General features: G+C 68.6%; 22 protein-coding genes. 9 read left to right on the top strand and 13 right to left on the bottom strand.

Going from position 1 to position 23,708, the window contains the following annotated elements:
• Positions 1-30: 30 nt before the first annotated feature.
• Positions 31-504, bottom strand: a complete 474-nt coding sequence (locus AB0M14_RS14095) for a carboxymuconolactone decarboxylase family protein (RefSeq protein WP_364993819.1) — start codon at positions 502-504, stop codon at positions 31-33.
• Positions 505-641: 137 nt separating this feature from the next.
• Between AB0M14_RS14095 and AB0M14_RS14090 the strand changes: the two genes are divergently transcribed.
• A complete protein-coding gene (locus AB0M14_RS14090; protein ID WP_364993816.1) occupies positions 642-1,520 on the top strand; it encodes an RNA polymerase sigma-70 factor in 879 nt (292 codons plus the stop codon).
• Between the two features lie 64 nt (positions 1,521-1,584).
• Here AB0M14_RS14090 and AB0M14_RS14085 read toward each other — a convergent pair whose 3' ends face one another.
• Positions 1,585-3,006, bottom strand: coding sequence for an MFS transporter (locus AB0M14_RS14085; protein ID WP_364993813.1), 1,422 nt, complete (start codon positions 3,004-3,006; stop codon positions 1,585-1,587).
• A 187-nt stretch (positions 3,007-3,193) separates the two neighbouring features.
• Here AB0M14_RS14085 and AB0M14_RS14080 point away from each other — a divergent pair, with 187 nt between their 5' ends.
• Both AB0M14_RS14080 and AB0M14_RS14075 read left to right on the top strand, forming a co-directional pair.
• A complete protein-coding gene (locus AB0M14_RS14080; protein WP_364993810.1) occupies positions 3,194-4,189 on the top strand; it encodes a hypothetical protein in 996 nt (331 codons plus the stop codon).
• 118 nt (positions 4,190-4,307) lie between these two features.
• Positions 4,308-5,675 (top strand): MFS transporter, encoded by a 1,368-nt coding sequence (locus AB0M14_RS14075; protein WP_364993807.1) that lies wholly within the window; start codon positions 4,308-4,310, stop codon positions 5,673-5,675.
• Between the two features lie 157 nt (positions 5,676-5,832).
• Here the strand turns inward: AB0M14_RS14075 and AB0M14_RS14070 are convergent, their stop codons facing one another.
• The 3 genes from AB0M14_RS14070 to AB0M14_RS14060 form a co-directional block, all read right to left on the bottom strand.
• Positions 5,833-7,014: an Ig-like domain-containing protein gene (locus tag AB0M14_RS14070; RefSeq protein ID WP_364993804.1), complete on the bottom strand. Its 1,182-nt coding sequence runs from the start codon at positions 7,012-7,014 to the stop codon at positions 5,833-5,835.
• Between the two features lie 146 nt (positions 7,015-7,160).
• Positions 7,161-9,368, bottom strand: a complete 2,208-nt coding sequence (gene helR / locus AB0M14_RS14065) for an RNA polymerase recycling motor ATPase HelR (RefSeq protein ID WP_364993801.1) — start codon at positions 9,366-9,368, stop codon at positions 7,161-7,163.
• Between the two features lie 132 nt (positions 9,369-9,500).
• Positions 9,501-10,391 (bottom strand): LysR substrate-binding domain-containing protein, encoded by an 891-nt coding sequence (locus AB0M14_RS14060; RefSeq protein WP_364993798.1) that lies wholly within the window; start codon positions 10,389-10,391, stop codon positions 9,501-9,503.
• Positions 10,392-10,467: 76 nt separating this feature from the next.
• Between AB0M14_RS14060 and AB0M14_RS14055 the strand changes: the two genes are divergently transcribed.
• The 3 genes from AB0M14_RS14055 to AB0M14_RS14045 are packed head-to-tail and all read left to right on the top strand — an operon-like array spanning position 10,468 to position 12,492.
• On the top strand, positions 10,468-11,751 hold the full coding sequence (locus tag AB0M14_RS14055) for a beta-propeller fold lactonase family protein (protein WP_364993794.1): 1,284 nt from the start codon (positions 10,468-10,470) through the stop codon (positions 11,749-11,751).
• Between the two features lie 37 nt (positions 11,752-11,788).
• Complete coding sequence (locus AB0M14_RS14050; protein WP_364993792.1) at positions 11,789-12,073, top strand: hypothetical protein; 285 nt, start codon at positions 11,789-11,791, stop codon at positions 12,071-12,073.
• Between the two features lie 2 nt (positions 12,074-12,075).
• Entirely contained in the window at positions 12,076-12,492 is a 417-nt protein-coding gene (locus tag AB0M14_RS14045; protein ID WP_364993789.1) for a PIN domain-containing protein, read from the top strand.
• 29 nt (positions 12,493-12,521) lie between these two features.
• On the opposite strand, the gene AB0M14_RS14040 is transcribed toward AB0M14_RS14045, so the two are convergent.
• Genes AB0M14_RS14040 through AB0M14_RS14030 form a run of 3 tightly spaced genes read right to left on the bottom strand, consistent with a single transcriptional unit; the run spans position 12,522 to position 14,375 of the window.
• Positions 12,522-13,121, bottom strand: a complete 600-nt coding sequence (locus tag AB0M14_RS14040) for an energy-coupling factor transporter transmembrane protein EcfT (protein WP_364993787.1) — start codon at positions 13,119-13,121, stop codon at positions 12,522-12,524.
• Positions 13,118-13,798: an ABC transporter ATP-binding protein gene (locus AB0M14_RS14035; protein WP_364993784.1), complete on the bottom strand. Its 681-nt coding sequence runs from the start codon at positions 13,796-13,798 to the stop codon at positions 13,118-13,120. Before AB0M14_RS14035 ends, AB0M14_RS14040 begins: the two co-directional genes overlap by 4 nt.
• On the bottom strand, positions 13,791-14,375 hold the full coding sequence (locus tag AB0M14_RS14030; RefSeq protein ID WP_364993782.1) for a biotin transporter BioY: 585 nt from the start codon (positions 14,373-14,375) through the stop codon (positions 13,791-13,793). Before AB0M14_RS14030 ends, AB0M14_RS14035 begins: the two co-directional genes overlap by 8 nt.
• A gap of 202 nt (positions 14,376-14,577) precedes the next feature.
• Between AB0M14_RS14030 and AB0M14_RS14025 the strand changes: the two genes are divergently transcribed.
• Positions 14,578-14,769, top strand: a complete 192-nt coding sequence (locus AB0M14_RS14025; protein WP_364993779.1) for a hypothetical protein — start codon at positions 14,578-14,580, stop codon at positions 14,767-14,769.
• Here the strand turns inward: AB0M14_RS14025 and AB0M14_RS14020 are convergent.
• The gene (locus AB0M14_RS14020; protein WP_364993776.1) at positions 14,766-15,773 is read right to left on the bottom strand and encodes an AraC family transcriptional regulator ligand-binding domain-containing protein; all 1,008 of its coding nucleotides are present in this window, start codon (positions 15,771-15,773) and stop codon (positions 14,766-14,768) included. The genes AB0M14_RS14025 and AB0M14_RS14020 overlap by 4 nt on opposite strands.
• A 157-nt stretch (positions 15,774-15,930) precedes the next feature.
• Here AB0M14_RS14020 and AB0M14_RS14015 point away from each other — a divergent pair, with 157 nt between their 5' ends.
• Complete coding sequence (locus AB0M14_RS14015; protein WP_364993773.1) at positions 15,931-16,764, top strand: siderophore-interacting protein; 834 nt, start codon at positions 15,931-15,933, stop codon at positions 16,762-16,764.
• Positions 16,765-16,767: 3 nt separating this feature from the next.
• Here the strand turns inward: AB0M14_RS14015 and AB0M14_RS14010 are convergent, their stop codons facing one another.
• On the bottom strand, positions 16,768-17,865 hold the full coding sequence (locus tag AB0M14_RS14010; protein WP_364993771.1) for an AraC family transcriptional regulator: 1,098 nt from the start codon (positions 17,863-17,865) through the stop codon (positions 16,768-16,770).
• A gap of 217 nt (positions 17,866-18,082) precedes the next feature.
• Here AB0M14_RS14010 and AB0M14_RS14005 point away from each other — a divergent pair, with 217 nt between their 5' ends.
• Positions 18,083-20,095 (top strand): CocE/NonD family hydrolase, encoded by a 2,013-nt coding sequence (locus tag AB0M14_RS14005; RefSeq protein WP_364993768.1) that lies wholly within the window; start codon positions 18,083-18,085, stop codon positions 20,093-20,095.
• Position 20,096: 1 nt separating this feature from the next.
• Here the strand turns inward: AB0M14_RS14005 and AB0M14_RS14000 are convergent, their stop codons facing one another.
• The 3 genes from AB0M14_RS14000 to tuf form a co-directional block, all read right to left on the bottom strand.
• Positions 20,097-21,233: an LLM class flavin-dependent oxidoreductase gene (locus tag AB0M14_RS14000; RefSeq protein ID WP_364993765.1), complete on the bottom strand. Its 1,137-nt coding sequence runs from the start codon at positions 21,231-21,233 to the stop codon at positions 20,097-20,099.
• Positions 21,234-21,379: 146 nt separating this feature from the next.
• Positions 21,380-21,895 carry a hypothetical protein gene (locus AB0M14_RS13995; protein WP_364993763.1) on the bottom strand — a complete coding sequence of 172 codons (516 nt, stop codon included), beginning with the start codon at positions 21,893-21,895 and terminating at the stop codon, positions 21,380-21,382.
• A gap of 236 nt (positions 21,896-22,131) precedes the next feature.
• Positions 22,132-23,307, bottom strand: a complete 1,176-nt coding sequence (gene tuf, locus AB0M14_RS13990; RefSeq protein ID WP_364993760.1) for an elongation factor Tu — start codon at positions 23,305-23,307, stop codon at positions 22,132-22,134.
• Between the last annotated feature and the right edge of the window lie 401 nt (positions 23,308-23,708).

Raw genomic sequence — 23,708 nt, 5'->3', positions numbered from 1 at the left:
CGGGAAAGCCGGTGGGGCCCAGCTCCGTTCTCAGCCGAACGTGCCGACCTCGTAGGACCCGCCCTGCTGGTGCAGGATGACGCCGAGCCGGTTGGCGGCGTTGATCATGGCGACCACGCCGACCAGCGCGATCACCTGGTCTTCGTCGTAGTGCTCGCGCACCAGCTCCCAGGTTTCGTCGGACACGCCGTGGTAGGCGTCGGCCAGGCGGGTGCCTTCCTCGGCGAAGGCCAGCGCGGCCTGTTCGGCCGCGGTGAACACGGTGGCCTCGCGCCAGGCCGCGACGAGGTTGATCCGGGTCGCCGATTCGCCGACGGCGGCGAGTTCCTTGGTGTGCACGTCGACGCACCAGCCGCAGCCGTTGATCTGGCTGGCGCGCAGCGACGCCAGTTCCTGGATGGTCTTCGACAGCGGCGACTGGGCGATGACCAGGCTGGCGTTGCCGAACCGCTTGGCGAACTTCGCGCCGATCTCGTTGTCTGCCAGGTTGATACGGGATTCCATGATGCCGTCCTCACTCGTTGCGTTGCGGTGAACGACCATGAGATGCCGGGGACCCGCGCCCTGTGACAGCACCGAATTGTGACCTACGCCACCGATATGAGGTGTCACAGAACCGGCGCGAGAGGCGTCTTGTGTACGTGCCAGAGTTCCGAGATCGCGCCACCGAGGCGTTCGTCACCCACCGCAATCTGCTGTTCACCGTCGCCTACGAAATGCTCGGCTCGGCGGCCGACGCGGAGGACGTGTTGCAGGAGACCTGGCTGCGCTGGGCCGGAGTAGACCTCGATTCCGTGCGGGAACACCGGGCCTACCTGGTGCGGATCACCACCCGCCAGGCGCTCGGCCGGCTGCGCACACTGGGCCGCCGCAAGGAGTCCTACGTCGGGACCTGGTTGCCCGAGCCGCTGCTCACCACGCCGGACGTGGCCGAGGACGTCGAATTGGCCGAAAGCCTGTCGATGGCGATGCTGCTGGTCCTGGAAACCCTCACCCCGACCGAACGGGCGGTATTCGTGCTGCGCGACGTGTTCGATCTGGACTACGACGAGATCGCCGAGGCAGTGGAGAAGTCGCCGGCGGCGGTGCGCCAGATCGCCCATCGCGCACGGTCACACGTGGCCGCGCGGCGGCCGCGCGGCGTCGCCTCGCCCGCCGAGACCCAGGCGGCGCTGGCCGCGTTCCAGCGTGCGGTCCGGTCCGGGGACCTGCAAGGGTTGTTGCACATCCTCGCCCCCGATGTCGTCTTCCTCGGCGACGGCGGCGGCGTCAAACAGGCTGCGCTGCAACCGATCGTGGGCGCGGAAGTGGTAGCGCGGGTGCTGAGCCGGATCGATCCGGCGGCCACGCTGGCGCCGACGCAGGTGAACGGTTACCCGGCCCTGGTGCTGCGGCTCGACGACGAGATCGACACCGTGGTGGCGGTGCGCATCGAGAACGGGCGGATCACCGGCCTCTACGCGGTGCGCAATCCGGAGAAGCTGTCCCGGATGACGCAGGAGACGACGCTGCAACGCTGAGCCGCGACACAATTCGGGTGGTCGTGGAGATTCCGCGACCACCCGTGCTGTGCCGGTGGCATCGTCAGACCGTCTCGGGCACCACCTCCGCCTGCGCCGGGGTGCGCATGGTGACCGCCGCGATCCCGGCTCCGGCCAGGGCGATCACCGCCGCGCCCAGGAACGCGGCCGCGAAACCGTCCGTGAGGCGCGGGAGGTCACCGAGTTGGTCGGCGCCGAAAGCCGTTGCCACCGCGGTCATCGCGGCCAGGCCGACGGCGGAACCGACCTGGTAGCTGACGTTCACCAGGCCCGAGGCGAGACCGCCCTCCTCCGGACGGGCCGCGGCGATCGCGGTGCCCAGGGACGGGATGAAAGCCAGCGCCATGCCGCCCGCGGCGACCAGGGAGGCGGGGAGCACGTCGACCCAGAAGCTGCCGGTCGGCCGGATCAGCGACATCAGGCCCAAGCCGAGGGCCAGCACGATCAGGCCGGTGACGATCATCGGCTTGGCGCCGAAACGCTGCATCGCCCGCGGGGCCAGGACGATCATGCCGAGCATGATCAAGGTGGTCATCGGGAGCAGTGCCGCGCCCGACGGGAACGCGCTGTAGCCGAGCACCTGCTGCAGGTACAGGTTCAGGAAGAACCACATCGGCACCCACGCCGCGCCGAGCAGGAGCTGAGCGATGTTGGCGGCGGCCAGGTTCGGGGCGCGGAAGATGCCCAGCGGCATCAGCGGAGCGCGGTGCCTGGTCTGGCCGAGCACGAACGCGCCGAGCAGGACGGCAGCGGCGGCGAAGACGCCCCAGGTTTCACCGGATCCCCAGCCCACTTCCGGAGCCCGGACGATGCCGTAGACGGCCGCGGCCAAGCCCGCGGTCACGGTGATCGCGCCGAGCAGATCGATGGAACCCCGGCGGGCGGGTGCGCTGGGCATCAGGGCGGGAATGGCGATCAGCGCGAGCAGCGCGATCGGGATGTTGATGTAGAAAACCCAGGGCCAGCTGATGTATTCGGTGATCACGCCGCCGAGAAACACACCGGCCGTGCCGCCGGCCGGAGCCGCGGCGCCGTATACCGCGAGGGCCTTGGTCAGCTCCTTCGGCGATCCGCCGAACAGCATCATGAGCAGGGTGAGCGCCGACGGTGCGATCAGCGCCGCGCCCGCGCCCTGGACCACGCGGCCGGTCAGCTCGAATGCGACATTGCCCGCGGCCCCGGCTAGGACCGAACCCGCAAGCAGCACAAGCCAACCCGCGCCGAAGACGCGGCGGGCACCGAGCAAGTCGGACAGTCGTCCGCCGAGCAGCAGCAGACCGCCGAAGGCGATCACATAGGCGTTGAAGACCCAGGTCAGGTTCTCCTGCGAGAACCCGAGCTCGGCCTGCATCTTCGGCAACGCGATGCCGATGATCGAGGTGTCCATGATGACCATGAACTGTGCGGCGGCAATCACCGCCAGTGCCAACCACTTTCGCGTGGCCGGTGGATTCTGCGTTGACATTTCGGTTCCGTCCTTCCGGGTGTGTTCGAACTCGGGGCCGAACCATACCCCCGTAGGGTATTGAAATGTCAACCCTGCGCCGCAAAGGTTTCCACGCCAGTGGGCTGCATCACACCCGGTTGCGTCATACCCCAGGGGGGTATAAGTTTCTGGTCGTCGGACAAACAAGATCGGAAAGGCCGGGACGATGACCACCACCCAGACCCACACCAACCACCACGGCGCGCACGGGGATGACGCCGGCCACACCACCGAGGCCGCGCACGGAGCCCACGCCGGACACGATGCCCACGCTCAGCACGCCGCCCCCGCCACCCACGCCGCGCACGCTGGTCACGACCCTCATGCCGGTCACGACCAGCACGCCACCCACGCCGCGCATGCCGGGCACGACCAGCAGGCCGCCGCCCCCGCCGCCCCCGCCGCGCATGCTGGGCACGACGCACACGCCGGACACGGTGGCGGACTGCCGGGTGGGCTCCAAATCACCCAGGACGGTTACACATTGGAGCTGGCCGCGCCGATCGCCGCACCCGGCGAGATCGATTTCCGGTTCCGGATCGTGGGCCCCGACGGCACGGCTGTCACCGAGTACGACGCGATTCATGACCGGCAGCTGCATCTGATCGTGGTGCAGCGGGAGCTGACCGGGTTCTGGCATGTACATCCCGAGCTGACCGCGGACGGGACTTGGGTTGTGCGGCTGAACCTTCCGGAGGCCGGTGCGTACCGGGTGTTCACCGATATCGCGCCGCGTGCGCTCGGCAAGACCATCACGCTCGGAGCGGATCTGGCTTTGGCCGGTACCTATGCGCCGCAGCCCACCCCCGAGGTCACACGGACCGCGGCTGTCGACGGATACGAGGTCACGCTCGACGGCGACCTGGTGGACGGTGCGGGTCAGCTGATCACCCTCACCGTGCGCAAGGACGGGCAGCTGGTCACCGATCTTCAGCCGTACCTGGCCGCCTTCGGTCATCTGGTGGTCATTCGGGCCGGTGATCTGGCCTACGTCCATGTGCACCCGAACGGTGAACCCGGCGACGGCGTCACCGCTCCCGGACCGGAGATCACCTTCCACACCGCGGTCCCCGGACCGGGCACCTACCGCCTGTTCCTGGACTTCAAGCACGGCGACGTGGTCCGCACCGCCGCCTTCACCCTCGCGGCCGCCCGCGCCTGAAACCCGCTGAGCGGGCACCTTTCTGCCCGCTCAGCGCCCTTCCGAAAGGAGTCCCTCGTGTGCGATTGCTGCTGCCGACGAAACCGCGATCCGCCAACTACCCGAGAAAGAGCCTCTGATGTCCACTCTGTTCCGCCACCGTGACTACCTGCGCCTGTTCACCGCCCAAGTGTCGGGCCTGTTCGGCACCGGCCTGACCACCGTCGCACTGGGATTGCTCGCCTACGAACTCGCCGGCAGCTCCGCGGCCGCCGTCCTGGGCACCGCACTGACCATCAAGATGGTCGTCTACGTCACCGTCGCGCCGATCGTCGGCGCGTACGCCCACCGCCTGCCCCGCCGAAGCTTCCTGACGAGCCTGCACCTCGTCCGCGCCGCCATCGTGCTGGCGCTACCGTTCGTCGACCAGATCTGGCAGATCTACGTGCTGATCGCCATCCTCCAAACCGCCTCCGCCGCATACACTCCCACGTACCAGGCGATCATTCCCGACATCCTGCCCGACGAACGCGAATACACCCGCGCGCTCTCCGCGGCCCAGCTCGCCACCACGATGGAGACCCTCCTGAGCCCGATGCTCGCGGCCGCCGCCCTGATGCTGATCAGCTTCCACTGGTTGTTCGTCGGCACCGCGATCGGTTTCGCCATCTCGGCCGCGCTGGTCCTCGGCACCCGAATCCCCGCCGCCGGAGCCGCCACCGCCGGCTCCTTCCGCGAACGCATCACCGTCGGCATGCGCATCTTCGCCGCCACACCTCGCCTGCGCGGCCTGCTCGGCCTGAATCTGGTGGTCGCCGCCGCCGGCTCGGTCATCATGGTCAACACCGTCAACTACGTCCGCGACATTCTCGGCGGCACCCAGTCCGGCGTGGCAATGCTGCTCGCCGCCAACGGTTTCGGCACCATGCTCGTCGCCCTGGCCCTCCCCCGCGTCCTCGACCGCATCGACGCTCGCTCCGTCATGCTCACCGGCGCCGCCACCCTCCTCCTCGGCCTAACGGCCGCCCTCGCCTTGTCCACCGCCGACTCCGGCGACTGGCGCCGATACGCCGCCCTCGCCATCTGGTCCACCATCGGCGCGGGGACCGCCGCCATCCTCACCCCCACCGGCCAGATCCTCCGCCGCTCCGCCCGCCCCACCGACCGCCCCGCCCTCTTCGCCGCCCAATTCTCCCTCTCCCACCTGGCCTGGTTGATCACCTACCCCATCGCCGGATGGCTAACCACCACAACAGGTTTCACTGTCACCTGGCTGACCCTGCTCACCCTCGCCGCCACCGGACTCATCCTCGCCCTCCGTCTGTGGCCCCGGCACGACCCAGAACAACTGACCCACCTCCACGAAATCACCACCACCGACCCAGCCCTCCTCCTCGACGCCGAACGCGTCGACGCAACCCACTACCGCCACACCCATCCCTATGTAATCGACCCCGACCACCCCCGCTGGCCCCGCCCCAACCGCCTGCTCGCCACCGCGGCCTAACCGCCGCGACCGCACTCCCAACCACATACCCACTCGTGCTCCCGCACAGCCGATAGCCGCTGCGGGAGCACGAGTGGGTATAGATCTGCCGCCTGCCACCGCAGTACGGGTCGAGACCGCACACTCGGCAATGCTCGAGCGCGAGGCAGGTCGGTGGTCAGATCGGGGCAGAGCCGGCGACCCATTGGTCCCAGGGAATGCCCCAGTCGCCGCCTTGCCAGATGGTGAGGGGGTCGCCACCGGTGTTGCGGACTTCGACGACGTCGCCCTGGCCGATGAAGTCGTAGAACCAGCCGGCGTCGCCGGGGCCGAGGTTGAGGCAGCCGTGCGAGACGTTGGTGTTGCCCTGGGCCCAGACGCTGGACGCCAGTTCGTGCAGGAAGATGCCGTCGTGGCTGATGCGGACACCGTAGTTGATGGTGACCTTGTAGCTGCCGGAGCCGGTGAGGCCGTAGCTGGCGGAGTCCATGACCACCGGGTGCTGGCGTTGCAGGACGGTGTAGACGCCGGGCGGGGTCCAGAAGGACAGGTATTTGCTGCCGGAGGTGGTGCCGCCGCCCATGCCCATCGAGGTGGGCATGCTGCGCACCAGGTTTCCGTTCTCGAAGACCTCGACGTGTTTGGTGTTGTCGTCGGCGATGGCGATGCGCTCGGGTCCGATGTTGACCGTGACGCGCTGATCGCGGGCGCCGTAGAGGCCGTCGCCGAGCCGGGCTCCGTAGAGGTTGGCGGCGACGGTGACGGTGCTGTGGGCCCGGTGGTAGCGCTCCGGGCGCCAGTGCGCGTTGCGATCGGAGACCCAGAACCAGGCGCCGGGCACCGGCGGATCGGTGATGACCTTCAGATTCTGTTCCGCCGCAGCCCGATCGACCGGTTCGTCGAAGACCGCGACGACGATCAAGCCCACGCCGTGGGTGTCACCCTCGACCAAGTCGTCCAGGCTGGCCGAGCGCAGGGACACGTCGGTCAGCCGCGGCGGCAGCACCGTGGTGCAGGTGTTGGTGGCGGTGACATCGCCGGTCGCCCCGGTGGCCACCGCCTTCGCGGCGTAGGTGTGTCCGTAGCCGAGCGGTTCGACGCTGTACCACGTCTTCCTGTCCTCGGCGAGGATGCCCGGCAGCGCGCGGCCCGTCTCGTCGACCCACTCGACCGACTTCAGCGTTCCAGCGGCAACCGCCACGCTGCCCACCTTGCGCGGATCCACTTCCGGACCATCGGGCTCGGGGCCGAAGGTGATGACGGCCGGCGCGGGCGGCGGGCCGGCGTCTTTCGAGACAAGTCCGCATCCGGTCAGGACCGTCGCTCCGGCCAGTCCGGCAAGTACCTGTCTGCGCCGCATCGCCACCGCCAACTCCCTTCGCCGAACAGCAAACGGAACGATCACCGAATGCTGTATAGCAAATATTCAGCAAACGCTAGGGAATTGTGTGCGGTCCGCGACCGTTCCGACGCGTAACCGACACCATGCGTCCCGGAAACCCGGGCCTACCGCCGATTTCCGACCCGAGCGGGCGGCCCAACCTCCGCGAGCCCGGCCAGAGCCTGCGGCAAGGGGCCGTGATGGAGCACGCCGAGGCGCTGCGTGGCGCGGGTCAGCGCGACATAGAGCTCGGCCGCACCGCGCGGACCGTCGGCGAGGATCCGCTCCGGATCCACCACGAGCACGGCGTCGAACTCCAAGCCCTTCGTCTCCGAAGCCGGAACCGTCCCCGGCACACCGGGCGGCCCGATCACGATGCTGGTGCCTGCACGCCCCGCTTCGTCCCGCACGAATTCCTCGATAGCCGAAGACAATTCATCGTCGGCGAGCTTCCGGGCCCACGGCTGGACACCACACGAACGCACCGACTCCGGCGCCCGCACCTCGGGCGCGAACTCCGCCAGCACCGCGGCGGCGACCGACATGATCTCCGCCGGCGTGCGGTAGTTCACCGTCAGCGACCGGTACACCCAGCGGCCGGGCACATACCGCTCGAACATCTGCCCCCACGAGGTCGCGCCCGCCGCCGACCGGCGCTGCGCCAGATCGCCGACGATCGTGAACGACTTGCCCGGGCAGCGGCGCATCAGCACCCGCCAATCCATCTCGGACAGCTCCTGCGCCTCGTCGACCACGATGTGCCGGTAGGTCCAATCCCGGTCCGCCGCAGCACGTTCGGCGAGCTCGCGGGTGTCGCGCTCGACGAATCGCTCGGCCAGGTCCGCACCGAAGAGCATGTCCGAGGCGAACAGGTGGTCCTCGTCGTCCATGTGGTCCTCGCGGCTGACCAGCAGCTGCTCCAGCACCCCGGCGGCGTAGGCGGCCTCGGCCCGGCGTTCCCGCTCAGCGGCGTCGTCGACCGGCTTGCCGGAACCGAGCAGGTCGAACAGTTCGTCGAGCAACGGGACGTCCGAGACCGTCCAGGCCGCGCCGTCGGCCCGGTACAGCGCCTCGTCGCCGCCGGCCGCGCGCAACCGGTCGCGCGAGGAATACAGTTCCGCCAGCAGGGTTTCCGGGGACAGCGTGGGCCAGAGCAGGTCCAGCGCGGCGGTGAACGCCTCGTTCTCGGCGAGTTCGGCGAGCAGGTCCTCCCGCATCTGCTCCCAGGCTTCCTTGTCCGAGCGGTCCAGCCAGCCCTTGCCGATCCGGCCGATCGCCCGCTCGGTGAGCACATAGGTGATGATCTCGGTGAACTTCGCGCGCGCCTCGTTGTGCGGCAGGCCGGTGCCGCGCGCCTCGTCCCTGGCCCACTCGGCGGTGCCGGCGTCGATCCGCACCGTGGCGTCCGCCAGTTCGATCGTGATCGGTTCCGCGGGTAGCCGCTGCCGATCCGCGACCGCCGCCGCGAGCACGTCCAGGATCTGCAGCGAGCCCTTGAGCCGTGCGGCTTCGGGCGCGTCCTCGGCGGTGGTGCGCAGACCCGGCAGCAGCTCACCGGCGGTCATGAACACCACATTGGTCTCGCCCAGCGAGGGCAGCACATGCGCGATGTGGTTCAGGAACGCCGGATTCGGGCCGACGACCAGAACGCCCTGCCGTTCCATCCGCTCGCGCTGGGTGTAGAGCAGATAGGCGACGCGGTGCAGCGCCACCACCGTCTTACCGGTGCCGGGGCCGCCCTCGAGCACCAGCACGCCCGGATGTTCGAGCCGGATGATCTCGTCCTGCTCGGCCTGGATCGTCGCGACGATGTCGCGCATCCCCTGCCCGCGCGGCGCGTTGACGGCCGCGAGCAGCGCCGCGTCGGCACCGTGCTCGTCGCCGCTGGGGCGGCCCAGGACCTCGTCGGTGAAGTCGACCACGCGCCGCCCGCGAGTGTGGAACTGACGACGCCGGCTCATGTTCTCCGGGCTCGCGGCGGTGGCGACATAGAACGCGCGCGCGGCCGGCGCCCGCCAGTCCAGCAGCAGCGGTTCGAACTCGTCCGCCTCGTCGAAGAGGCCGATCCGGCCGATGTAGGAGCGTTCGCCGGTGACGGCGTCCAGGCGGCCGAAGCACAGGCCGTTGTCGGCGACGTCGAGGCGCTTGGCCTCCTTGGCCAGCGCGCGGACCTCGAAGTCTCGTTCCATCGCCGAGACGCCGGTGCCCTTCAGCGCCGCCCCGTATTTCCCCCGCACTCGGGTGCGTTCGGCGTCCAGCCGTTCGTAGAGCCCGGCCACGTAGTCCTGCTCGGACCGCAATTCGTTTTCATATCCCTGAGGTGACACAGGCATTCGCAACTCCCATTTCCGCAGGTCCAGGCTTCGGCCAGCGATTATGCGCCAGCACCCCGGCCTTGCCGCAAGCCCCCGGGTGCGCTATATATTGAGAAGGGACAAGGAGAACGCACTCCTTGCCCTTTTTTATTAGGCGCTCACGCTCCCCAGATGACGCGCCAGAATCCCCAGGAACCTGCCCCCTGCCGGTGACGGCTCCGCCGCGGCCCACGCCGCCGCCATCGGAACCGCCGGTGCGCCGGGGACCTCCCGGAAGACCACTCCCGGCCGGGTCGCCGTCGCGACTCCGCGCGTGACGAATCCGAGGCCGGCGCCCGCGGCGACCAATCCGGCCAGTGTCGTCACCGGGGTCGCCTCCTGCACGATGCGCGGCTCCACGCCCGCGGCGCGGAAACAGGCGACCATCTTGTCGAACAACACCGGTCCCACGCTACGGGGCGCGGCCAGCATCGGCTCGCCCGCCAGGTCGGCGAAGGACACGGTGGACCGCTCGGCGAGCCGGTGCCCGGCCGGCAGGGCCAGGACGCACGGTTCGGCGGGCAGCGCGCGCAGCCGCAGGTGCGGGCGTTCCAGCGGCGGATGCAAGACGCCGAGGTCGATCTCGCCCCGATCCAGCGCCGCTTCCAGCGCCGGCGAATTGACTTCGACCAGATCGACCTCCACCTCGGGACAGGTGGTCCGGAACTCCTGGATCGCCTGCGGGAGGGCGGTGTAGGAGGCGATCACGGTGCAGCCGAGCCGCAGTCGGCCCTGCCGGCCCTGCGCCGCGCGGCGAGCCGAGTCCACGGCTCTTTCACCCTGTGTGACAACAGTTCTCGCCGGGGCCAGGAAGGCGTGACCGGCGGCGGTGAGCCGCACCGACCGCCGGTTGCGCTCGAAAAGCCTTGCGCCGATATCGCGTTCGAGTGTCCGGATGCGCTGACTCAACGCGGGCTGGCTCAGATGCAGCTCCTCCGCGGCGCGGCCGAAGTGCAAGGTCTCCGCGACCCGGATGAAGCATTCGACCGAGCGCAGATCCACGCTGTGATCGTATTGCACTATCACACAGGCGGATATCCCGATTGATCACGATCACAGCCGCGCCGAAACTGGCCGTATGCGCACCCGCACTACACTCTCCGCCTGTCTCGCCCTCATGATGCTCACCGCCTGCGGCTCGGGCGGTGACGAAGCCGCAGTGACGATCGAACGAATAGTCACCGTCTCCGACGGGGACTACCTGGCCAGTACCTACGTCGACGGCGTGCTCGCCCCGGACGGGCAGCGTGACCTGCTCACCCGGTTGCGCATCGACAACGGCGAGGTCAGCGCCGAACACCTGGAAGTCTCCAACTCGGTGACCTCGGCTCCGGAGGTGCTCGCGCTATCCCCGGATGGCACAACCGCTTTCGTGACCGAACGGCTCGGTCAGCGCCAACCCGGCATGACCCGGGCGCAGCAGCTCCCGCAGGGCAATCGCCTTTTCGCCGTGGATATTTCGAGCTCGCCGCGCATCATCGGCACCACGACGATCGCGCACTCCCCCGAGGCGCTCGCCGTCAGCCCCGACGGCGCCCGGATCGCCACCGCATCCAACACCGCCGAGGCCTCGATCATCCAGTTGATCCCCTGGACCACAACGGGATTCGGCGAATCGCGCCAGTACGACCTGGCCACGCTCGGCATCACCGGCGACCCCGCCCGCCCGCGCGGCGGCGCGCTCGCGACCAATGTGCACTGGCACCCCAACGGCCGCGCGGTGGCGGTGAACATCACCACGCAGAACCGCGTCGCGTTCTTCACGGTCGACGACACCGGCCTGCGCCCCTGGGGCGCTCCCGTCACCACGGGCGCCGACCCCTTCGTCGGCCGCTTCACCCCCGACGGCCGCCACTACGTCACCTCGGACTGGGGCCGCAACCTCACCACCACCAACCTCGCCGAACGCCTACCCGCCACCCGCTCCAAACTCAGCGTCATCCGTCTCACCGCCACCGGCGACCACCACGTCACCGCCACCGCCGAGTCCGACAAGTCCGCCGAGGGCATCGCCATCAACCCCGCCGGCGACCGCATAGCCACCATCAATATGCGCGGCACCGTCTTTCCCCCCGACTCCCCGGCCCACGACCCCCAAGCCTCGGTCTCCCTCCTCCGCCTCGACCCCACCACCGGCGCCCTCACCAAACTCGGCGACTACCCCCTCGACGGCATCCTCCCCGAAGGCGGCGCCTTCGACCCCACCGGCAACTACTTCCTGGCCACCATCTACCAACCCCGCACCCCCACCTCCCCCGGCTCCGGCCTCCAGATCTACCGCGTCACCCCCGACCGCCTGACCCCCATCCAGCACATCCCCCTCCCCCACGGCGTCCACCACGTCGCAACCACCGCGAAGTAGCGCCACGAATTGCCACTTCGAGTAGTAAACTTGAAGAATGAGTGCACTACCTGCTGACTTCCCGCCAGGAGAGGGTCCGGCGGCAAAGGTGAGCGTCTCGCTGCGGGCCGGAAATATTCGCGCGATCCGTGACCGGGTCGGCTCGCGGGGATTCTCCGCCTACGTCGACGCCGCCGTCGAGCGCCAGATCGAACGAGATCTCCTGGAAGAAGCGCTGGTCGCCAACGAAGCCCAGGCCGCGCCGATTCCCCAGGAGTTCAAGGATGAGGCGGCAGCGCTGTTTCGCGAGGTGAAATCCTCGCCCGAGTTACAGGGGGAATGAGGGTGGCGCGAACACGAAGCAGGCTCAGCGCTGGGACAGTGATACTCGACAGCGAAGGCTTGTCGAAGTGGTGTGCGGCGGACCAGCGGGTCACCGCGTTTGTCCGCGAAGCGCAAGACAACGATTTCCGGGTCGCGGTCAGCGCACTCACCCCCGTGGAGGGGTACGACATGCGCGCGAAGAATGAGCGCTTTCGCTGGTATCTGTCACGCCTGCGGATCGAACCGGTCACCGATGAGATCACGTTCCACGCCATCGACCTACTCCGCACGGCAGGTCTGCATGGCCACAAGTACGCAATCGACGCGGTAGTGGCCGCCACCGCGCTCCGGGCGACCAAGCCGACCGTCATCCTCACCTCCGATACCGACGACATGGTCAAGCTCTGCGGAAAGCACATCCGCGTCGTCTCCGTGTAGGCCCTGAAGTAGCTGCCGCCCAGGACGATTCAGTCGTCGACGCCGCGGGCGGCGAGGGCTTCGCCGAGGGCGTCGGCGGTGCGGAGGGCGCGGACCAGGACCGGGGTTACCAGGGCGGTCATGGACCAGGTCAGGCCGCGGGCGCGGCGGGCTTCGGCGACTTCTTGGACGATCGTGGTGAGGAGGGGGACGCAGCGGATCGCGAGGGCTAGGAGGAGGGCGATTCGGTCGGGGGCTATGCCGAAGCGGCGCAGGGGGGTGAGGGCGCGGGTGACGGTGTCGAGTAGGTCGGTGACGCGGGTGGTGAGGGTGACCAGGGCGGCGAGGGCTACCGAGAGCAGCAGGACGCCGCAGACTACGAAGGCTTGGGCGGGGGAGGTCAGGATCAGCTGGAATACGGCGATGATCAGGAGCATCCAGGTCATCGGGCGTAGTTGTGCCACAGCGACTCCGGCGGGGATGCGCGCCAGGGCGAACAAGGCGGCGACCAGCACGGCGGCGAGGCCGACTCGGAAAGGGCTGTCGGCGAACAGGGTTGCCGAGACGATCGCGGCGATCAGGAGCAGGATTTTCGGGCCGGCCGGGATGCGGTGCAGCGGTGAGGTTCCCGGCCGGTAGAGGCCGATCATCCGACCAGGGCGCGGTAGGTGTGGACGGCGTCGGCGGGGCGGCCGTCGAAGGCGATCGCGCCGTTGTCGATGAGGATGACGCGATCGAAGGTGTCCAGCAGGGCGAGTTGGTGGGTGACGACGATGACCTGCTGGTCCATGGCGTCGAGCGCCTGGGCGACGACGCGGGCGTTGCGCAGGTCCAGCAGGGTGGTCGGTTCGTCGGCGATGATCAGCTCGGGTTCGCGAATGAGGACCGCGCCGAGGGCGAGCAGTTGTTTCTGGCCGCCGGAGAGCAGATGCGAGGGATGGTCGGCGTGGTCGGCGAGCTGGAAACGCACCAGCGTCTCCTGGACGCGGGCCGCGATCTCGGTTTTGCTCAGCCCGGATCGGCGCAGCGAGAAGGCCAGATCCTCACCGACCGTCGGCATGACGATCTGAGTATCGGGGTCGGTGAAGACGAAACCGACCTTGCGCCGGACCTGACCGCCTTTGCGCGCGGTGTCGAGGCCGTCGACGGTGACCCGTCCGGCCGCGGGAATCAGCAGGCCGTTGATCATCCGCGCCAGCGTGGACTTCCCGGAACCGTTGGCGCCGATGATCCCGACGCGGCGTTCGCTGATCCGCAGGTCGATGCCGGACAGGACGGTGCGCTCGCCGAAGGCGTGCCGCACCGCGTCGAAGACGACCTCAGGCACGGATCAGGCCCGGGTACGCCCGGTGCACGCCCTTGGCGACGACCGTCGCGACCACGACCTTCGCCAGATCACCGGGGATGAACGCGAAGTTGGTGGAGATGGCGTGCGCGAGATCCAGGTCGGTGCGCACCAGCAGCCCGATCGCACCGCACAGGTAGATGACCACGAGCCCGCCGAACGCGTTGATCAGCAGGCCGAGCACGAGCGGGTACTTCGGCAGGATCCGGGCGGTCAGCAGGCCGATGACCAGGGTCGCCGGAATCCAGCCGAGCAGATAACCGGCGGTCGGGCTGGCCAATGCCGTCAATCCCGTGCGACCGCCGGACAGCAACGGCAAACCGATCAGCGTCAGCGCGATGAACACCAGCACCGCGGCCGTGCCCTTGCGCGCGCCGAGCACGGCGCCGGCCAGGATGACGCCGAGGGTCTGGACCGTGATCGGCACTCCGCTGAAACCGACCGTGATCGCGCCCGGCAGCCCCAGTGCCGCGATCAGTGCCGCGAAGACGGCAACCTGTGCCAGATCCCGGGCGGAGAAGGCGACTTTCGACGCTCGGGCATTCTCGACACGATCCACGACGTTTTCCTCCACTACCTGCTTGAACAACGTTCAAGATAGCAAACCCTCACGGCCCGTCAGATTGGCGCGTTTGCCTGATGTTGACATGTTCCGCGCTGGTCGCGCCCCGAGTGCGAACGCAAGACTGAGCATCCACACCCTTGCGCGCCGACCTGATTCACATTTCACGTAGCTCGTCGAATGCCGGATTGGAGATGTTGTGCCCCACTCGCACGAAACCGCTATCGCCTATGTGATCACGGCCTTGGAAGCCAAAGGGACGGCGACGCGCGAGGATTTCGACGTACCGGGCATCGTCGCCACCTCCCGCGCGATCGTCGAGAGCTGGGATCTGGGCGCGATGGATCGCGCCATGTTCTGGAACATCGCCGCCAGCCACCTCAAGGTCTAGGCGCGCGAGTCCGAACGGTGCGCGTGCGTGGCCACCGACCACCGCAACGCCACCCGTCGCATGGAGGTGGCATCCGCGTAACCGAGTAGCTCGGCCTGCCGGCCCCGGCTCAACGGTCCCCGGGCCGCCGCCGAAGCGAGCCGGGCGTGCCGGGCCCGGTCCAATTCGCGCCGCCACGTCGTACCCGCTTCGGCCAGCCGGCGCTGCAAGGTCCGTGGGCTGGTGGCCAGTCGGCGCGCCACCTGCTCCAGTGACAATTCACCGTCGTCGAGGACCTCGGCGATCGCGACGGCGACCCGTTCGGGCCAGGCGCTGGTCAACGGCGGTGGCGGCGGCAAGGCCGCGGCCAATGGCTTGAGCACCTCGGCCAGGTCCGGGTCCGCGGTCGTCAGCGGCATACGCATATCGGCCTCGGCGAAGGTCATCGCGTCCATGTCCGCACCGAAATCGAAGGTGGTGGTATCGCCGAAGACCTCGCGATAGGCGTCGAGCCGGCGCGGGGCGCGCTGCCGCAACGAGACCCGGGTCGGGATCAGCGGCGCGTCGACCACGCGGCGGGCGCGGGCCAGCACGGCTGCCAGGCCCCACTGGTGGGTCTGGTCGCGAGCGCGTCCGTCACCGTCGACCATGTCCACCCGCAGCGTCGGACCGTTGTCGGTGTCGAAAAGATCGAACCGATGGTTGGTGGTGACCGCGGTGATGTACGGACCACAGGTCGCGAAGCCCGCGCCGACCGTCGGCGCGCTGGTGAACAGATAGTCGTAGAGTCTGGTCGCCTTCAGCTCGTATCGGCTGGCCACCCGCAACGCCACATCCGGATCGTCGAGCCACCGCGCCCCGATCTCCCACACCCGCCAGAAGGTCTCGCTCGGTAGATGTACACCGTCTCCGGTCAGCGTCCATTCGGGAATTCCACATTCCCGGATCAGCCGATTCCGATCGATCCCCGCCGCTGTCAGCTGGGAAATCGCGAACCGATGCAGCAGTGTCTGGTCAGTTCCCAACAACCCCTCCTCACACCCGTTGCTACGAATTTGTGCGGAAACGCTATATCGCACACAGTGTTCCAGAACCTGGTTCCGGAACACTGTCTGATCCAGCAGTTAGGGGGTTGCCCCCTCCCGCCACGGGCTGTGGTCAGGTTAGGCTAAGTTCAACGGCATGATGGATCGCAGCGCCTACGCCGAACGCATCGACGAAGTCCTGGCCGGGACGCACGGCGCCAAGGTCGGCTACCCGATCGGACTGTGCGAGGTCGAAGTGCGGCGCACTGTTCCCGTGGGTTCCGGCTTGCTGCGCATCACCTTCGCCGGCCCGGACCTCGCCGGGTTCCACAGCTATGTCCCGGACGAGCATGTGCGGCTGATCTTTCCGTGCGAGGACGGCGTGCTGCGCCTGCCGCAGCGGGACGGGCTGTCCCTGGAATGGGGCGCGCCGCGGCCGGTCTCGCGCGAATACACGGTGCGCCGGTTCGGCGACGGCGAACTCGACATCGACTTCGCGATCCACCCCGGCGGCCTGGCCTCGGAGTGGGCGCTGACCGTCACCCCGGGAACCCGCGTCCACATCGCGGGCCCGCCCGGCGGCGTGGTGGTGCCGCGCACCTACGACAAGTATCTGTTCGCCGGTGATCTCACCGCGCTGCCCGCCATTGCCCGCTGGCTGGAGTGGTTGCCCCGCACCGCGTCCGGCTGGGCCTTCATCGAGGTCGGCGCGGAGAGCGAGCAGATCGAGCTGAGCCCGCCGCCCGGCGTTCAGGTGCGCTGGGTGCCGCGCGGCGCGGCGGAGCCGGGCAGCGGCGAAGCCCTGGAGAAGGCCCTGCGCGAGGTGGAAGTGCCTGCCGGAGAACGGGTTTACGTGTGGATCGCGGGCGAGGCGGGCGCCCTGCGCCCCCTGCGCCGCTGGGTGCGCACCGAACTCGGGGTAGGTCCGAAGGACTTCCTGATCGCCGGATACTGGAAGCGCGGCGTCGCCGACTACGACCGGGACGAATGAGCCTCAGCGCTGCCGGTCCGGTTCCGGCCCGGTCGCGAACCTCAGCGCGGAACCCTTGCGCGACACCAAAACTCGTGGCCCGTGTCCGCGCTCGGCGCGGGCGGCGGCGCGGACCTGCTGCGGTGTCGCGCCGAACCAGCGGCGCACGGCGCGGGTCAGCGCGGACTGTTCGCCGAGCCCGATCAGGATGGTGATCTCGGTCATCGTCATCTCGGTTTCCCGCAGCAACCGGTAGGCGGCGTCGCGCCGGGCCCCGTCGAGCACCTCGCTGAAGGTGGTGCCCTCCTCGGCCAGTGCGCGTTGCAGCGAGCGTTCGTGCATGGCGAGCACCTTCGCGATCACGTCGATGTCGGGTTTCCCCTGGGTGAAGCTCTGGTCTATCGCCACCCGCACCCGTGCCGTCATGGACTTGGTCAATTCCGAATAGTTGCGGGCCAAGTAATCCATGGCAATCGTGCGCAGCGTGCGGTCGTTCCCCATTACCGGCCGGGTCAGCAGCTCGGACGGGATGCGGAACAGCGTTGTCTCGGCATCGAATCGCACTGCCGCGCCGAAGTATTCGGTGTAACGCCGGGCTGGTGCCAGCGGTGGATGCGGCAGATACACCGTGCGCAGCCCGTAGTCGCCGCCCGCCGCCCGCCGCAATCCGGCGTGAATGGTCGCCGCGGCGAGATCGACACCTTGGACGATCCCGTTGGCCTCACCGGGATCGCGGTAGTTGAGTGCGACGGTGCCCGTGCGGCCCTCCGGATCAGGCACGAGGGCCACCGAGATGCCAGGGTGATGGACGAACAGGTACCGGGCAGCGCACCTGATGGCGTCGCCGATCGTCTCGGCGTTGGCGATGGCGATCGAGAGCGGGCCGAGTACGGTGCTGTCCTGCCGTTCGGCCAGGCGCAGTCCGAAGTCGGGACAGTCCAGTTCGGCCGCGGCGATCTGGAGCGCCCAGCCGGTCGATTCGGCCGAGACGAGCGCATCGTCGCTGTCCAGCGCCGCCGGAGTGATACCGAACCGCGCCAGCAACGCGACGCCGTCACCGCCGAGTTCATCGACCAGTTCGGCATATCCGCGCAGACCGGCCGCCCGCGTCATGACCACCATCGCCGATCCTCCTCTCGAGCGGACGTCCGGAGCCACCGGAGTCCTTACTCATCGGTAGGTTAGCGGCCGATCCGCAAATCTTTGTCGTCTTGGAGCAATCGCCGGCCCGGAGTGCGCCGACATACTCAGCGATGTTCAGCAGACGAAAGAGGGAATCGGCATGTATTCGAGGGCCCGAACGACGCGGTTTGCCCGACCCGCAGTACTTCTCGCCACCATGGTTTTGACGGCGACCGCGCCGTCGGCCGTCGGCGCACCGCCCCCCGGATTCACCGATATCGACGGCGGGGCACACGCCGCCGCTTGGAACGCCGCCGTCGATGGGCCGCAATCGTATCCGGATGTGTTCCCCGACCTCGCGATTCCGGTCACCATGAGCGACGGCACAGTGCTCAAACTGGATGTTCAGCGACCGGGCAACGGCAGCCCCACCGGGGAAAAACTACCCACCATCATCGAATTCGAGACCTACAGCAAGATTGCGGTCAACCTGGCCTCCGCGATGCTGCAGATTCCGGGCGTCGACGAGGTCCTGCTGCCCGCGCTGGCCTCGGTCGGCGCGCCGCCGGGTTCCGGGCTGGAGGGGTTGACCGATCTGAGCCGGCAACTCGACTCCGGCATCCTCCAGGCCGCCGCGCACAACTTCGATCTGGTGCGCGGCGGCTACAACCTGGTGCATGTCGATATCCGTGGCACCGGTACCTCCGAAGGCAAGTGGCAATTGTTCGGCGACAAGGAACGCGAGGACGCCGCCGAAGTCATCGACTGGATCACCAGTCAGCCCTGGAGCGACGGCACCGTCGCGGTGAAAGGCACCTCGGCGACCGGTATCGCGGCCCTGCGCGCGGCCGACCGCGGCCACCCCGCCATCAAGGCGGTCTTCAGCCTGATCTCCAGCGGCGACCTGATCGACGACATCGTCATCCCGGGTGGCGGCGTCGGATTCGGGTTCGCGGCGGTGTGGCCGATGGCGGTCAATCTGGCCAAGTTCGCGCCCGACGTCGAGGCGATCATCGCGGGCCGATTCGACCCGGCACAGCAACGAAAATGGCTGGAAGACCGGGTGGCCGACCCGCTCACCTTCATGGACGTGGTCGCCAACGCCTTCACCGCCATGGACACCGGACAGCTCACGCCCAAGACCCGGGACCTCATCGACCCGGATTCGGATCTGCGCAAAGGCTTGAAGGCGAACCCCGAACAGATCACCGCGCCGACTTTCCTGGTGAGCGCCTGGTGGGACATCTTCGGCAGTACGCCGACCGAAACCTACAACGCGCTCGCCCTGCCGGGCACGCAGAAGAAGCTGATCATGGGCGAAGGCTTCCACGCGGGCGCGGGCGTCGCCGGATTCGGGAAGCCCGGCATGCCGCCCCGCCTGGACGCGCTGCAACGCGCGTGGTTCGACAAGTGGCTCAAGGGAATCGACAACCACGTCGACGAGTACAGTCCACTGACCCTCAAACAACAGGGCGGACAGTGGTCTTCGGCGCCGTCGTACCCGCGGGCCGAGAGCACCCCGCAGCGGATGTATCTCGACGACCGGCGCTCCGGTACCGCGAACTCGCGCTACGACGGCAGCCTCGCCGCCACCGCGCACCAGCAGACCGTCGCCGATCTGACCGTCACCCCCGGCCTGCTGAGTCTGTGCTCGCGCGACACCTCGCGCATCTGGGCCGGGATTCCCTCGATCATCATGGCCTGCGACCAGGATTCGCGGATCTGGGAGCAGAGTGGTCTCACCTTCACCAGCAACCCGGTGACCGAACCGACCGTGCTCTCCGGACCGATCAACGCACACCTCAACACCGTCCTGGACCGCCCGGACGGCTACTGGGTGGTCACCGTGAACGACGTCTCCCCGGACGGCCGGTCTCGCGAGCTCAGTTCCGGGCAGTTGCTGGCCTCGCTGCGCCAGATCGATGACGCCCAGAGCACCCGGGCGCCCAACGGCGACTACACCAATCCGGAGTACTACCTCGATCTCGCCCGCCGCGAACCCGTCACGCCCGGGCAGCCGGTCACGCTGGACATCGGCATCGATCCCACCGAAGCGGTACTGCAACCGGGGCACCGGCTCCGCATCGATATCTATGCCAGCAACCTGCCCAAGGGCCTGCCACCCATGCTGGCCTTGGCCGACAGCGGGCTCGCGCCGCAGCATCTCCGCCTGGATCCGGCCCAGCCCAGCTGGGTGAATGTTCCACTGAGCGTGGCGATCCCGGAGTAGCTCAGCTGGTCTGGCGGCGCCAGCGCGCCGCCAGCCACAGCACGGCGCCGTAGCCGAAGGCCGCGTCGGCGTTGGAGACCAGCGCCGAGCTCGGGAACACGATCGCGTGCCGCAGCCCGGCGTCGGCCTGGGCGCGCAGCCGGGACAGGATCTCAGCGGGAGTACCGATCACGAGCCATTCGTGCAGTACTTCCTCGGGTACCTCGGCGATCGCGTCCAGCACCTCCTGCCGGGAGAGCTGGTGCGGCATCAGTTCGATCAGCCCTCGATAGTGTTCGCCGAAGGGATGTTTCGCGCCGCAGCGCGCCCACAGCGCGGCCGGGGCCATCAGGCCGAGGTAGCGTACCGCCGGGGCGCGCAACTGGCGGGCGATCCCCGCCCGGGTGCGGGCGGTGATGATCGAGATCAATTGCGCTGGCACGATCTTCTCCGGGTCGCGGCCGGCGGTGCGGGCCGCGGTCCGGACCAGCTCGAGTTTGCCCGCGTACTCCTCCGGAGTGAGCGCCTCCCAGGGGTACCAGCCATCGGCGTAACGGCCGGTCAGTTCCAGCATGCGGGGGCCGTGCGCGCCGATCCAGATCTGTGGTTCCCGGCCCGCGGGTGCGGTCAAATCCATCGGGGCCCGCTCGATTCGGTAGTACTTGCCGGCGAAGTCGATCGGCCCTTTCGTCTCGAAACAGGCGCGGAGTACCTGGAGCGCCTCCTCGAACCGGCTCACCGGATGGTCCCAGGTGAAGCCGTACGGGTCGAGATTCTCCTTCTCTCCCGACCCGATGCCCAAAATGGGCGGCGCCTTCGTCATGTGCGCGAGGGTCAGGAAGGTCTGGGCCAGCAGCACCGGATGCCGCCGGTGCGGGTCGGTCGCGCCGACACCGAGCTGCATCCTGCCCGCGCCCGCCGCGAGGTGGGCCAGCAGCGGCGCGAAATCGAACTGCTCGTCCGGGCTGGCGACCGCCTTGGCCTGTGGGGTGAAGTCGGTGTCCCAGACCGCCTTCGGAAACACGCTGATCAGATGATCCGGCGCGACAATCGAATCCAGCTGCCCCAGCCGGGCCATTCGGATCAGGAAGCGCGCTTGCGCCAGGGGCGGATTGACGCCGGCCATCGTGCCGAACGAGAACTCTCGTGCATCCGACACCGTGGTCTCCTCTCGCCCCCCGAAAAGGCTCGAAGCACCGATTATCCCGGCGCGCATCGCCCGTGTCCGGGAAATGCTTACGCCACAGGGTTTTTCGACCGCACTCCCGGTTTCCACCCATACCGACCCGCCGGTCCGGGGATACCTCACGCAACAGGTACGAAGACCGGGTTGAATCGTTCCCGGATGTGCGCGACCGGGACCGAGGCCGAATCCAGCAGCAGATATTGCTTGTACACGCACTGGTCCGCCTCCGACAGCGGCCAGATATCCCATCCGGTCGCCAGCAGCACTCGCCCCAGATGTCTGCTGGCGGCCGCCAGCGCGGGCCCGATCGGAATGACCGGATCGGTCAGCAGTCGCGCGATCTCGGGCTCCCGGCAGACCACGATGACCTCGTTGCTGGACACCACCGTGCCATCGGCCGCGCACAACCGCGACCGCCGGTACACCACCTCGTCCGCGGCCCCGCAACCGAGCGCCGCCCGGACCTCCGCCGCCAAGGTCGCCGCGAGCGTCGCCTGCTGCTCGACTACCTCCAGCGAAACTCGCTGCCCCAGTAACGCTTCCAGCAAGCGAGTGGTCGACCCATCCGCGTGCAGCAGCATCCGCGCGATCGGTGGCACAGCCAATTCCACTGCGCCACCGGCACCCTCATACACGAGTCGGATTCTAAGAGCGCGGCGAACACCCCGCACCCCACACAGCCATCCTTAACCTCCTGTTGAGCCACCGCCATCGCCTGGTCATCCGGCGGCCACCGCGCGCGAGCAATCGGCCCTCGAACGCCACGTGACCCCTCGCCCCGCACGCCGATGGCCTTGACCGCCGGTGGCATTCGGACGCGAACGCCGAGCGGACACAGGCGACTGTGCCCGCCCGGCGTCCAGGCGACCCGCTAGTCCTCGACCGCGTCGATCGTGCCGGCGGCGACGGTGCGGCCGCCCTCGCGGACAGCGAAACCGAGGCCCGGCTCCAGCGGCACCGGCTGGCCCAGCGTCACCCGCACCTCGACGGTGTCGCCCGGGTGGGCGCGGGGCGCGTCGAGGGTGACATCGCCGACGACGTCACCGGTCCGCAGGTAGAACTGCGGGCGGTAACCCGTGGCGATCGGGGTGCGGCGACCGCCTTCCGCCGCCGACAGCAGGTGCAGGCGCGCGGTGAAGCGCGTGTGCACGCCGACGCTGCCGAGCGCGGCGACGACCTGGCCACGGCGGACCTGGCCGCGCTGCACGCCGCGCAGCAGCAGCGCGACATTGTCGCCCGCTTCCGCGAACTCCATTGTCCGGCCGAAGGTTTCGACACCGGTGACCACGGACTCCAGGTCCGAGCCGAAGCCGAGCACCGCGACGCGGTCACCCATCCGGACCCGGCCGCGCTCCACCGCACCGGTGACGACGGTGCCGCGCCCGGTGATGGTGAGCACGTTCTCGACCGGCAGCAGGAACGGCGCGTCGGTGTATCGGACCGGGGTGGGGATATGGGTGTCCACCTCGTCCAGCAACCGCAGCACCGCTGCGGTCCAGCGCGGATCACCGTGCAGCGCACGCAGACCCGAGACCGGCACCACCGGGGTGCCCGCGCCGTCGTAGCCGTTGGCGGTCAGCAGATCGCGGACCTCCAGCTCGACCAGCTCGAGCAGGTCGGCGTCCCCGACGTCGGCCTTGTTCAGCGCGACGACCAGGTGCCGCACCCCGACCTGCCGGGCCAGCAGCACGTGCTCGACGGTCTGCGGCATCACCCCGTCCTGGGCGGACAGCACCAGGATCGCGCCGTCGACCTGCGCCGCGCCGGTGATCATGTTCTTCACGAAGTCGGCGTGACCGGGCATGTCCACGTGCGCGTAATGCCGGGTGGCGGTCTCGTATTCGACGTGCGCGATATTGATGGTGATACCGCGCTCGAGCTCTTCCGGAGCCCGGTCGATCCGCTCGAACGGCACGTAGGATCCGCCGCCGCGCTCGGCGAGCACCTTGGTGATGGCGGCGGTCAGCGTGGTCTTGCCGTGGTCGACATGACCGATGGTGCCGATGTTCAGATGCGGCTTGGTACGAACGAAGGCCTGCTTGGCCATGATGGGAACCTTCCCTGGGAGTCGTAGATCGGGACCTCAACGCCGGACGACCTCCCCCGTCTGAGGTCCCGGGGACGTCCCGGGGAAGGTCAGCGTCGTGCGCCGTCGAATGCGGCAGCGACCACCAGGGCAGCGGCCATCGCGCCCGCGGCTGCGGGCGAAGCGATGATCAACTGCCGGAACATGGGAATCATGATGCCGCGCGGGCCGGGTCCGCGGCCACTGATTTTCCGCGGAATCCGACTCCCGGGTATCCATTCCCAATCCGGACCGACGCCGGAAACCGGGGCGTAACATTCGGTCAAAGCTGTTGTCTTCTAGGCGAATTCGACGGCTTTTCGGGCGCCGCCACTGTCCTCGCCGGCGCGGTTCCACCCTGCCGTTTCGCGGCAGTTCTCCCG

The organism is Nocardia sp. NPDC051832, assembly GCF_040681285.1.
In the GTDB taxonomy this organism is placed as follows: domain Bacteria; phylum Actinomycetota; class Actinomycetes; order Mycobacteriales; family Mycobacteriaceae; genus Nocardia.
The sequence above is the reverse complement of the archived record's forward strand: the minus strand, read 5'-3'. Positions and strand labels throughout refer to the sequence as shown.